We start from the raw sequence: 15,313 nt of genomic DNA, 5'->3' as shown, positions 1-15,313 counted from the left end.
CACACACCTTTGTTTTTATCGCTCCTTTACCCTCCCCGACTTCGTGGGCTTCCCACACCCTCACCGGCACACGTTGTGTGGGGGGGGGGGTTGGGGGGGGGGCCCCCCCCCCCCCGCCGCCATCCGCACGGAGACCATCGAACCCGGCATTGACACCCCACCACCGGCAAGCGGATGGATCTGGGATGGGGCGCAGAGCGCTCCGACTGCCAGAGCCCTACTGTACAGCCATAGGAGGCACGAGCGCTGCACCCACACCTCTTGGTGTGTCACCGCGCGCAGGACTTCCTGTCCACCGAATGCGGCCGCCGGCCGTGGGGCCTTGGGCCTTCACCTGGAATCTTGGAGTCGACGGCGCCGTGCCGGGGCCCTTCCAGGTCCTCCAGGGAGCGGGCCAGTCGGGATCGGTACCGCGCGGACAGGATGTCGGCTGCGGTCGGCGTCTGCGGGGCGGAGGAAGCCGGGACCATCTCCTCAATACGTCCCGATCCCCCGACCCGCGGTCGCCCGCAGGGGCGTCTCCTCGGGACGGGCCGTGCTTTCCCGGCTCAGGGCTCTGACAGACCGCTCGGATCACTGGGGTGGCTGGTGCTGGTCCGCGCCACCGCCTCATGAAGAGCGGCAATCCGTGCTCTCACTTCCGGGTCGGTCGTGGCCAATGCAGCCGCCTGCAGGAATGCGACTGCCTCAAGCTAGGAGTTGTTTGAGGTTCGGATCATGTGGTTGGGGTGATGTGCTTGAGCCACAGGATCGATCCTCTGAGGTGGAGTCCCGCTTCGTAGCTTGCGGGGGACTTGTCGTAGCGGGTGGCGAGTCCGCGCCAGGTCTTGATCTTCTGGAAGCAGCGTTCCACGGTGTTGCGCTGCCGGTACCGGCGCGGGTCGAAGGTGACGGGCCGGCCGCCGGACGGGCCCTTGTTCCTGCGATTGGCCGCCTGGTCGCTCTTCTCCGGGATGACCGCTGTGATACCGCGTCTGCGCAGGTAGGAACGGTTGGCCTTCGACGGGTACGCCTTGTCGACGGCCACCGCCCGGGGCCGGGTGCGCGGGCGGCCGACCGGGCCGGCGACCCGAATCCGGCCGAGTACCGTCTGGAACTGCGGGCTGTCCGCGGTCTGGCCGAGTGTCAGGAGAAAGGCCGGCGGCAGGACCGAGGTGTCGACCGCGGTATGAATCTTGCTGCTCAACCCGCCTCTGGAGCGGCCGGGTCCGGCCGCCTTCGCCCGGACCCTGGAGCGGTGCCGTGCCGCAGCGCGGTCCGGCTGCGCCTCGTCCCCGGTGCCCGCACCGGGGACGTCCTGCGATGGATCACCCGCAGGACCGGCCCCTGCTCCGGCAGCGGGACCCTCTTTCCCTCGGTCAGGGCCTGTTCGAGTGCGTCCAGGGTCTCCCCGACGACCGCCGGCCCGACCGATTCATGGTGGGCCCGCACGATCGTGAGTCCACACCGACCACTTCGAGCCCAACCTGCCCCCGTGCCGCCGCCCCGGCGATCAGGGCGTCCATCAGAGCCTGGAACAGACTTGCTCTCGCCCAGACACCGTGGACCAGGGCCCACAGCGTTCCGTCACGTCACGCCACCCCGTACCCGCGCGGAACCGCCACAGCACCCCGTTGAACTGGTCCCGCACACGCCGCGGCAGCGGCCCCGTCGCCGGCAGATGCCCCTCGATCAACGCCCACTCGGCATCCGTCACATCAAAACGTGCCACACACCGAGTTCTACCAGCCCCACCCAGCACACCACCGGGCACCAAGAAGATGAGGTTGTGCCGGGGGTGCGGTGATCCGCTGATGCCGGCGGCGAAGGCCGCGGCGGTGTTCTGTTCGTCGGCCTGCCGCTCGCGGCACTGGCGCCGACTGCGGCGCACGAGTTCGAGGACCCAGGCGGTCCAGGCCGCCCGGACAGCGAACTGCCCGGACTGCGGATCGAGTTGGACAGTCGAGGCGGAACATCCCGCCTCGGCACGGTACCGCTCTCCCCGCTGCCGCAAACGGGCCTGACACAGGCAGCGCACGCAGTCGGGCGGGGCGTGAGACCGCGCGGACCATTGCGGAGCATCCGCCAACCTGAAGGCACAGGTCAAAGGGCTGGTGTGACGGTCTTCCAATGTGCTCACGCTGGTCGTGGGCAGATGTCTGTGGAGTAGATCGTTTGTCAGGAGTTGAGTTCGGGGCTCTTCGGAACGAGCAAGGCGCGTATGAGGTGCGTGATGCAGGCGGGGCCTGTGGGCGACTGGCCCTTCCGGTACGCCGGATTCATCCAGCTGACCTGGGGCTTTCTCCTCCTGGTCTTCACCAGCCGCGGTGAGCTGTCCCTGGCGGCCTGGCCGACCGTGTGGCCACCGTCGGCCCTGGCTCCCACCGCGTCACCAAGCCGTTTTCGCGACGCCACATTCCCTAGGGGCGCGGTGGCGGCCGGTAGGTGAAACCACGGAACTTGCTGCTGAGTTTCGCTGTGGAAGTATGCGGGCCTGAAACGGCGTCGGTGGGCGGGCTATTGTGCGAGGCACCCGATGGTTTCCGGGCCGGTTGTCGGCGGATGCCGGTCAGGTCCGCTGCTGTTGCTCCGAGGAGACACTTGATGGGCGCTCGTTCGTTCATGCTGGCGACACGGATACCGATGTCGCGCGATGGCTTCGACGAGTGGCTGCACACGCCCTTGCCGGGCCTAGACATCATCGAGAACCCGTCCGCGATGTACGTGGGGTGGGCCATCGACGGCGCCGCCCCGGACTGGGACCTGGCCGAGACCGCCGCCCACTACCCGCAGGCAGTGGCCGGGATCCGCGCCGAGCGGGACAAGACCCCCCTGCAACTGCTCGCCCCCCGCGCCGCGCAAGGCTTCAGCCTGCTCCGCCACCGTAACGAGGTTCTGGAGGTCTATCTGTACGACTACCACGGCGAGGAGACCAGCACCCAGACCGATCTGCTGATGCTGGCCGGCGCGGGCCGCTTCGCGCACCCCGGCACCGAGGCACCGGTCATGTACTGGGGCGGCGACGTCTACCCCGGCCTCCCGATGCCCGGCGACGAGCCCCTCGCGATCATGCTCGTCACTCACACCCGAGCCCGCTTCGTCGACACCTACCCACTCGACACCCTGATCGCGAACCTGACGCCCATCGAGACCGACTTCCTCACCGCAAACACCTACGGCGAGGACGAAGCCCCGGCCCATGCCTCCCATGACCTGCTCGACCCCGCGCTCCGCGCCCACCCGGTCGCCGACCAGTGAGCCTCCGCCGACCTGACGTCGCACCGGCAAGAGGGCCCACGATGTAACCCCGTGTAGCTCCGTGTAACCCAGCCGGAAGGGCCGACGGTCATGGACCACGACCAGAGCCGTTTCGATCACCACGCCATCACGGCCGCCTGTGAACAACGCGACTGGGGCCCCACCAAACTGGCCCGGGAACTCGGCATCGCCGCAGGCCCCGGCCCCGGCGGAATGAGCCGCCAGTACGCGCGCAAACTCCTGAGCGGCGACCGCAGGCCAGGACCCCACTGGATGCCCCACGTCAACCGGGTCTTAGGGCTCGACCAGCCGACCGGTCACGGCTCCAGGGCCGGTCACGCCGATACCGTGGATTCGATCCTGGCCCTCGCAAGGAGCGGAAAGATGGACCGTCGCAGCTTCCTCACTGTCTCGGGCGGCGGGGCCCTCGCCTTTCTCGGCGTCCCCGACGCCGACGCCGTCACCGCCGCGTACGCTCCGCCGAGAACGGCGTCAGAGTCGGCCAGGGAGAGGTCGCGGCCGTCTGGCAGATGGCCCAGGTCCTCGGCGCCAACTCCGCCGAGTACGGCGGCGGCCACGTCCGCCACCTCGCCGTCAGCTACCTGACCCACAACGTCGGCCCCTGGCTCCAAGGGGGCTGCTACAGCGAAGCCACCGGCCAGGCCCTCTACGCCGCCACCTCACGCCTCGCCCACCTCATCGGCTGGATGCACCAGGACGAAGACGACGAATCCACGGCCCGCGACTACTACGTCCACGCCTACCGGCTCGCCGACGAAGCCAGCGACCAGGAACTCGCCGCCACCGCCCTGCGCGGGCTCACCGCACAGGCCACGGAAGCCGGACCCCGCCACCGCGGCCGGGCTCTGGCCTTCGCGGAGGAATGCGTCCCCGAGCCAAGGGAATCAGCGACCAGCGGGCGCGGGCCTACTACGAGGTCACCCTCGCCGAAGCCGCGGCCCTCGACGGCGACCACCACCTCGCCACCCGCACCCTCGCCGCCTCCCAGGCCCACATCGAGCACAACGCCGACGCCCCCTCAACCACCTCCTGGGCATCCCACTTCACCATCGGCCGCTGGTCCCACGTCTCCGGCATGATCCTCGCCCAGATGGGCGACCTCACCGGTGCCCAGGCCCAGCTCCACCAAGCCCTCGCCGTCCACGGCCTCGACAGCCGCCGCAGCCGCCGCAGCCGTCGCAGCCGCGCCAACGTCCTCGGCCAACTCGGCGCCCTCCACCTCCGCCCAGGCGACCTCGACAGCGCACTCACCACTTGGACCCAGTTCCTCGACGCGGCCGAAGGTGTCCAGTCCTCCCGCGTCCGCGACTCCGCCCACGACCTGCGGCACCGCCTCGCCCGTTACCCCGACGATCCCGACGCCCGGGACCTCACCGAACGGGCAGCCGACCTCCTCGCCCAACAGCCCTGATGCCCGCGGCCACCCCGTACACGGGCAGGCCGACAGGCACCAGAAGCGCACAGACCGTCAGATATGGACGATCTGAACGGCCGTGACGACCAGAAGCGGCGGACCGCTGATGTAGTAGCGCACGATCGCCCCCGCGACCGTGGCCAGCCTCCGCGTCGGCTCCTGACCCGGACTCGCCGGCGTCGAGCCGTGACCGTACGGGTCTCTCGCCAGGGTCCGCTCCATGGCCCGGTCGAACTGGGCTTTGAACTGCGAGTTCATCCCCCGGTAGACCTTCTCGGCCTCGCCCGCGTACTGGATGCGGTACTGGCTCATCCCCCTACCTCCCCGCGGGCGGCCAGGCGGGCTTCTTCCGCCTTCAGCTCCGCGATCAGCGCGTCCTCCGCCAGCAGGTCTTCCGGGGGAGTCGCCCACCGCAGCAGGGCGTAGACCAGCTCATGGCCCGGGGTCCGGGCGATCTCCGCCTCGAACTCCGCCCGCCGGCCCTCCTCCAGCGCGGCCCGGATGTCCTCGATCGTGGCCGGGAACGTCCTCGACCCCACCGGGAAGCCCGCCGAGTACACCGTGGGCGCACTCTCGCCCGCCGCCTCGTCCAGCGGCGGATGCGACGGTGCGACCGGCTTTCCGTCCTCGTCCACCACCCCGGCGAAGTCCCCGGCCCTCAGCCGACGGACCACCGGCCCGTCCACGCCTCCCGCCAATGTCGGCAGGGCCCAGTCGAGGACCACGTACACGAGATGCTTCGCCGAGGTCCGGGCCATCGCCGCATCGAACTCCGCCGCCTTCTCCGGCTCCAGACCCGCACGGACGCCCTCTATGCTCGACGGCACTTCCACCCGCCCTTGCTCCAGCGGGATGCTCCACACCGGCCCCATGCCCGGACCTCACCTTCCTCCGCAAAGCCATCGAAGTCCCCCACCGTAGGCCCCGGCCCGGAGCCGAAACGGCCCGGCGGGTCGCCCCAACACGAACGAGTGACCCGACATCACGGGATCTGAGGACCCGCTCCAGGAAACGAACTTGCCTCACGCGCCAGAAAGGCATTCAGTTCGATTACCTGCGGGAAGACTTGACAGCCCTAGATAACGACGAGTTCAGCTTCGTCACCGGCCTGTCGCTGATAGGCACGAGGAGGGCTGTGGCACTGCCCGAAGTCATCAACCTCGTGCCCGACCATGTGATCTTCCATCGGATGTACCCGCCGGCACCCGGCCGTACGGTCGTCGAGTGCGACTGGCTGTACCTGCCGCGCGTGGTGGAGAGCGGCAAGGACATGGACCGTTCGGTGGAGCTGTTCCACCGGGTCGACCAACAGGACTTCGACGCCTTCGAGCGCACCCAGCCGGCGATGCGCTCGAAGTCGTACGCCAAGGGCGGTGTGCTGGTGCCCAGCGCGCACCACATCGGCGAGTTCCACACCGGGCTGCAGAACAACCTCGACCACGCGTCAATCACGAACTCGCGCAGGCCCACATCCACTCCCGGGAATTGGCCCCACGCCGAGAGGAAGACTACAACTCACGAACCCTCTCACCACCGCCCAACCCATGTGTACTCTGCGCCCACTCGCCACCGATACACTTTGGCAGGTAAATATGCCCGATCACCACCATCATCCCCTCCCTCAGCCGACGGATCGTCATCAACCGATCGGTCCGCAGGCGTCGGGCTTCCCTCTCGAAGGCAGCCAGTCAGTCTGCGGGATCTCGGCATCCCGCACTGCGTTGATGACATCTTCACGGAGGTCCGCCGCATCCGGCATCGGGGGATTCCCAGCCGTTTCAGATTCACGCTGCTGGCGGCTGTCACTAATGCGGCCTGATAGTTCTTGCCTGTTTCCCTCATACGGCGTCGCATTTCCTTCTTACGTGCGTGGTGCTTCTCACTGATGCTTCTTCCCGCGCTGCCCCGTGAATCGGCGCACGAAGAATACTGAATCTTCCAGTTCAGCGAGGATGCAGAGCACCTTCGGGCCTGACGCGCTCGCCTCGCTCCGGGCGAAAGAGCACAGCCGGGACCGTCGCCTCATGGCGGTCCGACCCCACTATCGAGCTGGGTACGCAGAAGTTCACTCCTGGGCAGTGTTTGTTCCTACCGCCGTCCACTCAACCGTTGGCCATCGCCACCGCGCGGAGGCGGCATCGCCGGATCCAGGCACAGGTCCCACAACGCCCACACCGCACTATCCAGCGAGTCCGGCGAGTCCTCCGTCTCCCTCTGACCGACGAACGTCGTCATCAGCGCCTCCAGCTCCGCGAACACCTTCGTCGGAACAAGGCCCGCGTGACAGAGGGAGAGTGACGAGACCAGGGTACAGGAATGGGCGTGCCGGACACTCTGCGATTTTTTGCAGTCCCGACAACCTCTGGTGCTGGACAGTCTCGATCAGCCCTCCCAACGGCTGCAGACGACAAGGCGCTTTGCGTCCGTTCTCTGCTTCTACTTGGCGCTGATCGGCGTTCTGCACCACGGAGGAGTCACCCGGTACTTCCTCTGTCTACGGTGGCGAAGCTTCATCCGGCCATGGATGCGGTTTCGGCCATTCCGGTAGGCCGCGGATCGCATTGAATTGAGTGTTCGATAGCCGATCTGCGTGGGTGCGTGGTCCACTGCTTCCGGGGATTCTACTGATTGGTTCTGTGCCGCGTTCGGCGGCGAGTTTGCAGTGCCCTGCGTCGATTCCTGCTGCCCTTCCGCCCTGCCGGCGGGTGGGCCAACGAGAACGGATGATTGATGACAACTGATCAGAGTCTGCTGAAGATCTACAGCGACCGGACGTACGCCCACACCACGATGGTGCGACATCAGGGCACCGCGCTGGCGTTCGCGATGGACGACAAGCGGAGGATCGTCTACACGGTGCTCGACCTCTCCTCGCACGACGAGAAGCGGGGAGAACTAGACGCCGCCTACTGGTCGGAGAACCCGGTCGAGCTGCCGTTCCCCGACGAGATCGTGAAGGTCGGCTACTCCGTGATACCCGCCACGGCGATGCCCCGGGTCAAGAAGGGCGGCCGGCTGGAGGCAGGGACCGACGAAGAGCTGGAGCCGTCGGAGACGGACCGGTTCCTGTCCACGACAGCCCGGCTGACCGCCACCGCACCGTTCCAGGTCCTCTCGGACGGCACCCATGTGGTGGTGCTGCGGCAGGCGGTCGGCGCGACCCACCCGGACTCCGTCTTCGTGCTCTCCGACGGAGGCTCATCCGGTGACACCTCACGGACCGGCTTCACCGTGGATTTAGCCGGGGCGAAGGTCCCGGTGGCGGCCGACACGCTGCTGTGCGACCGGTTCCTGCTGGTCGACGGCCGGCTGAAGCCGGTGTCAGAGGTGCGTTTCAAGCGCAGCAGGCACAAGAGCGAGCCGGGGTCCTCGAAGGACAGCCTGGGTGCGAGCGACATGGACGGCAAGCCGTTCCACGAGCCGACGCAGGAGCTGGCGTTCATCCGGAATCTCACCGAGGGCCGGTTCACCGCGCTGCTGACCCCGACCACCGTCCAGGGGCATCAGCGCTGGCAGTTCTTCGCGCACAACGGGCTCACCAAGCGGGTCGACTCCTTCAACGTCGAACAGGGCGAGGACGGACTCTTCAACACCCAGGGCAGCCGCTACTGGACCAGCCCGAGCGCCGACTACAAGGGCTCGGTGTTCGAACGCGCCCCGGGCACCTGCCCCTTCACCGGCCTCCCGCTGGTGCCGGTCACCCCGGAGAACCGGCTCGCCGAGACCGCGCTCCAGCTGAACGGCTCCAACGCGTATGTGGATCTCGGCACCGCTACCGCGCTGAAGTTCCAGGGGGCCCGTACGCGGTGGAGGCGTGGGTGAAGCCACAGCCGGCGGGCGGTCCGGTCCTCGCGCGCTGGGCCGGTGCGGTCCAGCGGGGTTTCCAGCTGCGGATCACGGGTTCAGGCAATGTCGTCCTCGATCACATCGGGGGGACCCTCACCTCGGCCCAGACCCTTACCGCCGGGGTCTGGGCGCACATCGCGGCCTCGTATGACGGCAAGACCGCGACCCTCTACATCAACGGCGCGTTCGGCGGAAGCGCGGACATCGCCTCCACCGGGGACGGGAGCGCGGGGCTGCGGATCGGATCGGCGCAGAGCGGCGGGTTCTTCTCCGGCGTGATCGATGAGGTGCGGATCTGGAAGCGGGGCCGCTCGCGGAGCGAGCTGACGGAGGAGCGCTCGTACCGGCTGATCGGCAATGAGCCGGGGCTGATCGCCTACTACCGGCTCGACGAGGGCGCCGGGACGGCGGTGTACGACCAGACCGACACGGCCGCCCACGGCACGGTCACCGGCACCGCGACCTGGGTGACCTCCGAGGCCCAGGTGAGCGACCACCCCGGGGTGCGCCGGGACAGCTTCACCGTCGCCGGACGCGATGTGATCTCCGGCCTGGCGGCCTCCCTCTACTACCAGCAGGAGCAGGTGGCCTCCGGCTACGAGGATGCGATCAAGCCCGCCAAGCGGCAGGCCCGGGTGCTGCTCGCCTTCTCCACCCGCCCCACCGGGAACACCACGGCCGAGGCGCACATCGCCGCCCTCGACTTCGGGGTCGGCGCGGACGGGCGGCTCGCCGCCGTGCCGGATGTGCTGACCCTGGCGGACATCGACCGCCAGGGGACGGCGACCAGCGAGCAGATCACGGCCAAGTCGAACGCGGTCAGCCAGTTGGAGGCCCAGGCCGCCGCCATCGCGAGCGAGGTCCGGACCCTGGAGAACGAGAAATCGGGTCTGGAGCTGGAGATCGACACGGCGACCTGGACGAACGCCAACGATCCCGCCAAGTGGTCGGTCGAACTCCGGGCCAGCACCGGCGCGGTCTACGACGCCGCCACCTCCACCTGTCTGTCGACCCAGACCGCCGCCGAGGGACAGGCGCTGGCACTGCTGCGGAGCCCCACGGCCCAGTGGCAGCTGAGGCCCGTTCCCGGCACCGCCGCCAAGTATGACAACCCCGCCTATGTACTGGTCAGGGTCGGCTCGGACAATCTGGTCGCCGAGCCTGAGACCACCGCGTCCGGCGCGGCGGTCAAGCTGGTCCGCCGTACCCTCACCGGGACCCTGCCCACCTCCGCCCAGTGGTACGTCAGGGGAGACCTGGGCTCCGACCTCCAGCTCCAGAACGTGGCCGGCAACCTCTGGCTCGGAGCGGGCGTCCAGGGGAGCGAGCAGCAGGCCAGGCGCTACCACGCCGAGAGGATCGCGTTCCTGCCCGACGCGGCCCTCCAGGTCAAGGTGAACCGGGTCGCCACCATCAAGACGACCCTGGAGCAGCGCGCCCGGGACTCCGCCGCCAAGTGGGCGGAGATCCGGGCCGGCCGTGAGGAGCTGGCGCGGCTCTCCGGCGGGCTGATGGGCGCGGGCGACCTGGTGCTGCCGGTGCCGCACATCGGCATCGACGCCAGCGGGCTGAGCAGCGCGGGCGGACTGCTGAAGTTCGCCCGGGGCTCGTCCACCCCCTTCCTGCTGGACAGCGCGACAGGCCGGCTGGTGCTCTACTTCCAGGGCTCGAACAGCCAGTTCTTCGCCGCCTATCTGGACACCACCGCCGTGCGCGGGGTGCAGCAGCTCGCTGGCGGGGGTCTCACCACCCTCTTCACCGCCCGTGACCCCGGTGTCGATCTCAGCACCACCACGATCCGCGTCACCGACTCCACGGTGAACAACGCCGCCGTCCCCGGGCTCTGCGATCTGACCCTGACCCGGGGCGCGGAGACGGAGACCTTCACCCGGCTCCCGCGCCGGGCCCGGGATCTGGCCGCCGCCGTCAACGGCGACTCCGAGGAGCCGGTGCAGGTGGGCACGGTCGCGAGCATCGCCGGGGATGTGGTGACCCTGACCCAGGCCAGCCGGCTCGCCGTGCCCGCCCCCTCCTATGTGCGGATCGGCACCGGCAGCTATCTGGTGAACACGGCCGCCGCCGTGGGGTCGACCACCTTACGGGTGGTGCCCGCGCCGCCGGGCGGGGTCACCGCGGGCACCCCGGTGTCGCTCATCCGTTACGACGCCGGCCGCGCCGCCTCCTCCCGGCCGGGGGCCTCCCTGGCGGAGGGCTCGCGCTGGATCACGGTCAGCGCCGACAAGGGCGACCTGCCGGTGCCCAACGGCACCGCGACCGCGCAGGCCGCCGGCTACGGAAGCCGCTGGCGCGGCGATTCCCCGGGCCGTGCCTTCGCCCTCGACGGCTACAACCACCGGCTGTCGCTGCCGACCGAACGCCTCGACCAGGTCCCGGTCACCGGCGACCTCACCGTCGAGGCCTGGGTCAACTCCACCTTCGAGGGGGCGTCCCGCGGGCGGATCCTGCATCTGAAGCGCGGGGAGACCAAGGTCGCATTCGCCCTGCCCGACTCGCAGGTCGGCGGCGGCATGATCCTCAACGGCAGCGTCGCCATGGCGATCCCGGGCGCGGACCCCACCGGGACCGATTTCACCATCGAGTGCTGGCTCAAGCGGACCACGGGGCGCACCCAGGACGACACCATCGTCGCGATCGGGGCGAACGGGCTGACCGTCGGCTTCACCAGTACCGGCGCGTTCCGCTTCGGCTTCACCGGACAGGTCCTCACCACGAGCGCGACCTACCCGGACGGGGACTGGCACCACTGGGCGGTCACCTTCGACCGGACCACCCGGCTCCAGGTCATTCTGCGCGACGGGGTCGAGGTGGCCCGCCGCACGGCGACCGGCGTCCCGAGCGGCACGGCCGATCTGATCGTGGGGCGCACCGACAGCGGGACCACCGTGTTCTTCTCGGGGCAGCTCGCCGAGCTGCGGACCTGGAACACGGCCCGGTCGGCCGCCGATGTCAGCGCGGACCGCAACCGCCGGGTCCCGCCGGGCGAACCGGGACTGACGGGCGCCTGGCTCTACGACAGCACCCGTCCTCAGCTGAGCCAGTTCCCCGACATCAGCGTCCGGGGCCGGCACGGCGGAGTCTGGGGACCGGCCGCCGCGGTCATCTCCCCGCTCAAGGGCTACCGGGTCGTCGCGGTCGTGGGCGACAAGGCCAGAAGGAGCCGGGAGACCTATGTGAACGGCGAGTGGGCCCATCTCGCGATGGTGTACGAGCAGTCCTGGGCGCTGCGGTTCAACGGCTCCTCCTGGGCGGAGACCCCGGACGCCGACGCCCTCGATGTGCCGGGGGACCTGACGATCGAGGTCTTCGCCGCCATCGACGCCATCGGGACCCCGCAGGGTCTGGTCTCCAAGGGACGGCTCGGCGACGGCTCGGGCGGCAGCGTCCCGTACCAGCTCTCGGTGCGATCGGACGGAAAGCTGGAGTTCGCCTTCGAGGAGCCCGGCCCCGTCGTGAAGCGCTTCACCTCCACCTCGGCCATCACCGCGGGCTTCCGCCGGATCGCGGTCGTCCGCAAGGCCGGGCGCTCCACCCAGGAAATCAAGGGCACCCGGCAGATCAGCTACACCGACGAGAACGGCGCGGCCCAGACCAGGAGCGTCGATGTCGTGGAGCGCGTCGACGCCAAGGCGTGGGACGACATCCGCTTCGTCGTGGACGGCGCCGACATCGGCACCACCCGCTACACCGGACCGGGCCCGCGCGGCAATGACGGACCGCTGGAGATCGGGCGCGCCAGGGAGGGCACGGCGGTCTACGGACTGACGGGCGCCATCGGCGAGGTGCGGATCTGGGGCAAGGCCAGGGAGACCAATCAGCTGGGTACCGCGATCCAGCCCCGGGACGAAGGGCTGCTCGCCCACTGGACCTTCGAGGAGAACGAGGGCAACACCACCGCCGACAACGCCGGCGGATACGACCTCAAGCTGCGCGGAGCGCGCTGGGCCACCGACCCCAACCCGGCCGCCAGCTCCCTGCTGGTCTACCGCAACGGCCAGCCCGTCCCCTTGGAGACCAACTTCGCCTCCCTGGGTGAGTGGGGTGTCGACCAGCTCACCCTGGGCGCCTACTCCCCGAACGGGGCGAGCTTCATCGACTTCCTGGGCGGCACGCTGGAGGAGGTACGGCTCTGGCGTACCGCCCGCACCCCCGAGCAGCTCCTCGACAATCTCTTCACCCGTGTCAAGGGCGACAAGCAGGATCTGCTGGCGTACTGGCCCTTCGACACCGACTCCACCGCCGCGACCGCCGACCTCGTCCGCGACCACTCCCTGCGCGGGAACGACCTCGCGATCGGCACGGCCGACACCACCCGCCCGCAGGTCGTGCTGTCCACCGCGCCGGTCTCCACCGACACCGCGGCCGTGCGCTCCGCGCTCGCCGGGGTGCGCACCGCCTTCCACGAGCCGATCACCGCGCCGTCGGCCGCCGCCGAGTACGCCGACCTCCAGTACACCCGCACCGGTGAGGCGTACGGGGTGCTCAAGCGCGCCTACTCCCAGCTGGTGAACGGAGTGTGGCGGTTGACCACCGGCTACAAGGTGGGCGATCTGGTCAGCGAGTGGGTCAGCCAGGTCCAGTTCGACCCCCAGCTCATCGGTTACATCGAGGGCGCGCCGCCCGTGCCCTCGGAAAACCTCACCGGCGGCACCGACCCCACGGGCTGCGCCAGCGTTACCTTCCAGCAGGCGGACGAGGTCACCTCGACCCTCTCCTCCGCCCGTGAGCGCAGCGTCGACACCGCGTTCAGCTTCTCGGCGGGGAACGAGGTGGACGAGAGCCTGCTGCTGATCATGGCCCCGCTGGGGATCGGCACCGCCGCGCCGGCCGTTTCGGTCTCGCTCAAGGGCCGGATCGGCGGCAGCTTCGAGTTCTCCAACGGCTGGACGGACGAGACCTCCGTCGCCCAGGGCACCAGCACCGCCCGGGACACCTCGGCCACCCTCACCGGCAGCTGGGAGGACCCGAGCCAGCCGCTCAACAGCGACATCGGCCGCCGCTTCGTACCGGCGAACAACGGATACGCGCTGGTGCAGTCGGAGACGGCGGATGTGTACGCGCTGCGGCTGGCGCACTCGGGGGCGCTGGTGGCGTACCGGATGCTGCCCAATCCGGACATTCCCAAGGACTGGAACATCATCACCTTCCCGATCAACCCCCAGTACACCAAACAGGGCACGCTGGACGGCACGGTGGGCTTCAACGCCCAGGGCAAGGTGCTGGATCCCGCCTACGCCAACGCCTCCCAGCGCGGTGAGTACAGCTACTTCAAGCCGCGCGAAGCGTACGCGATCAAGCGTCGGATCCTGCGGGAGCGGCAGGAGCTGGAGAACTATTACGCCAGTGTCTCCACCGAGACCTCCGACTCGGACCCGACCGCGGAGCGGGCCGCGAAGGTGCTGGAGTCGGTCGTCGGCTCGGCGCCGGGCGCTCCGGAGAAGAGCGTGCCGACCGAGTCGGCGGGGTCGTTCGCCAACCGGAACATCGCCAACACCTATGTGTGGACCGCGGACGGCGGCTTCTTCGCCGAGACCACCGGGACGGTGGATGTCGTCAGCGAGACCACGGGCGGCTCCTACAGCTTCTCCGGCGCGGTGACCGGGTCGCTGGAGGGCTCCTTCGAGGTGGCGGGCGTCGGCATCGGCTTCCAGCTGGACGGCTCGGTGGGCGGCGGGATCACTGTCACCCGCCAGCGCTCGAAGGAGGCGACCCGCTCGCACAGCCTGGCGGTCGAGTGCAACCCCACCCGGGACCTCCAGAAGTACGAGAACGGCCAGCCCAAGTACGACGCTTCGGGCAAGCCCGTGCGGGTCCCCGGCAAGGTGGACGCCTACCGCTTCATGACCCTCTATCTGGGCCAGGACACCTCCCACTTCGAGGACTTCTACAACAAGGTCGCCGATCCCATCTGGCTCGCCAACAGCACGGACTCCAGCGCCGCCGCCCTGCGCCAGGCCCGTCACAGCGACCGTAAGCCGCCCTGCTGGAGGGTGCTGCACCGGGTCACCTATGTCTCCCGGATCTTGCCCGCCGTGCCGCCGCCGGGAGCGCCGCCGGTGGAGGGGACGCTGCGCAGCGTCGACATTCAGAGTAACTATGAGCTGATCCGGCGGCTCGACCCCTACATTCGCACCGCGACCGACTCCACTGCCGACCTGGCCGACGCCACCCGTACCGCGCTCGCCGCGCATCTGCCGCAGCTCCTGCCGTACACGACGGAGATCATCGGCTTCTTCGCGGACTACTACGGGGTGATCGACTGACCGTCCCGGATGCGCTCTCGCGCCCGGTGCCCGGCCCTGAGAGGGCCGGGCACCGGGCGCGCGTCGGCTCACTCTTTCTTCCAGCCCCGCGTACAGCACTGCCTCCCCGTGCCGCGAACACGTCGCCTGCCAGACCACCGATCTGCACGCCCTGCACTCGCGCGACACCGACTACCAGACGGTGCTGCGCCCGCTGACCCTCAAGCGGGCCGCTCCCCTCTACGCGCGGGCCCGTCTGGCCGCCGGAGCGTTGTCCACGGACCGGAAGTCCGGCCGCACCCAGGAGCAGCAGGGGACCGATGTTGCCGCGCTGGAGCAGACCCGCGCCACGATCGAGGCCGTCGCCAAGATGGCTGCCACGCTCCAGGACGGGATACGGAAGCGCGCCGTCACCCACGGCCCCCGGCCGCACCCCGCCCCGACAACGCCCTCCCCATCACACACCCTGCCGCCCGGCGTACAGCCCGCGCCGGGTCGGAGTTCAGGAGGAGTCGCGTGAGCACCCCGGAAGAAC

The 15,313-nt window shown here is 69.3% G+C and carries 9 protein-coding genes and 2 pseudogenes; 6 read left to right on the top strand and 5 right to left on the bottom strand.

Features of this window, described 5'->3' with window-relative positions; translation table 11 throughout:
- Positions 1–715: 715 nt before the first annotated feature.
- Positions 716–1,711 (bottom strand): annotated as a pseudogene (locus ACIQNG_RS33690) (IS5 family transposase).
- Positions 1,712–2,583: 872 nt separating this feature from the next.
- On the opposite strand from ACIQNG_RS33690, the gene ACIQNG_RS33685 reads away from it, so the two are divergent.
- Positions 2,584–3,237, top strand: coding sequence for a hypothetical protein (locus ACIQNG_RS33685; RefSeq protein ID WP_401490363.1), 654 nt, complete (start codon positions 2,584–2,586; stop codon positions 3,235–3,237).
- A 335-nt stretch (positions 3,238–3,572) separates the two neighbouring features.
- Here ACIQNG_RS33685 and ACIQNG_RS33680 read toward each other — a convergent pair whose 3' ends face one another.
- Together ACIQNG_RS33680 and ACIQNG_RS33675 are read right to left on the bottom strand one after the other, a co-directional pair.
- Complete coding sequence (locus ACIQNG_RS33680; protein ID WP_401490361.1) at positions 3,573–3,815, bottom strand: hypothetical protein; 243 nt, start codon at positions 3,813–3,815, stop codon at positions 3,573–3,575.
- Between the two features lie 102 nt (positions 3,816–3,917).
- The gene (locus ACIQNG_RS33675; protein ID WP_401490360.1) at positions 3,918–4,091 is read right to left on the bottom strand and encodes a hypothetical protein; all 174 of its coding nucleotides are present in this window, start codon (positions 4,089–4,091) and stop codon (positions 3,918–3,920) included.
- Positions 4,092–4,120: 29 nt separating this feature from the next.
- On the opposite strand from ACIQNG_RS33675, the gene ACIQNG_RS33670 reads away from it, so the two are divergent.
- Complete coding sequence (locus ACIQNG_RS33670; protein ID WP_401490358.1) at positions 4,121–4,669, top strand: hypothetical protein; 549 nt, start codon at positions 4,121–4,123, stop codon at positions 4,667–4,669.
- Positions 4,670–4,726: 57 nt separating this feature from the next.
- On the opposite strand, the gene ACIQNG_RS33665 is transcribed toward ACIQNG_RS33670, so the two are convergent.
- On the bottom strand, positions 4,727–4,984 hold the full coding sequence (locus tag ACIQNG_RS33665) for a hypothetical protein (protein WP_401490356.1): 258 nt from the start codon (positions 4,982–4,984) through the stop codon (positions 4,727–4,729).
- Positions 4,981–5,544, bottom strand: a complete 564-nt coding sequence (locus tag ACIQNG_RS33660) for a hypothetical protein (protein WP_401490354.1) — start codon at positions 5,542–5,544, stop codon at positions 4,981–4,983. Before ACIQNG_RS33660 ends, ACIQNG_RS33665 begins: the two co-directional genes overlap by 4 nt.
- A gap of 272 nt (positions 5,545–5,816) precedes the next feature.
- Here ACIQNG_RS33660 and ACIQNG_RS33655 point away from each other — a divergent pair.
- The 4 genes and pseudogenes from ACIQNG_RS33655 to ACIQNG_RS33640 all read left to right on the top strand — a co-directional run.
- Positions 5,817–6,107 (top strand): annotated as a pseudogene (locus ACIQNG_RS33655) (SRPBCC family protein); the annotation flags it as partial.
- Between the two features lie 1,295 nt (positions 6,108–7,402).
- Positions 7,403–8,494 carry a hypothetical protein gene (locus ACIQNG_RS33650; RefSeq protein ID WP_401490352.1) on the top strand — a complete coding sequence of 364 codons (1,092 nt, stop codon included), beginning with the start codon at positions 7,403–7,405 and terminating at the stop codon, positions 8,492–8,494.
- Positions 8,491–14,799 (top strand): LamG-like jellyroll fold domain-containing protein, encoded by a 6,309-nt coding sequence (locus ACIQNG_RS33645; protein ID WP_401490350.1) that lies wholly within the window; start codon positions 8,491–8,493, stop codon positions 14,797–14,799. Before ACIQNG_RS33650 ends, ACIQNG_RS33645 begins: the two co-directional genes overlap by 4 nt.
- Before the next feature lie 181 nt (positions 14,800–14,980).
- Positions 14,981–15,298: a hypothetical protein gene (locus tag ACIQNG_RS33640; RefSeq protein ID WP_401490348.1), complete on the top strand. Its 318-nt coding sequence runs from the start codon at positions 14,981–14,983 to the stop codon at positions 15,296–15,298.
- The last annotated feature ends 15 nt before the right edge of the window (positions 15,299–15,313 follow it).

The sequence above is a fragment of the Streptomyces sp. NPDC091377 genome (assembly GCF_044757045.1).
In the GTDB taxonomy this organism is placed as follows: Bacteria; Actinomycetota; Actinomycetes; order Streptomycetales; family Streptomycetaceae; genus Streptomyces.
This window is presented reverse-complemented; position numbering and strand designations above follow the sequence as displayed.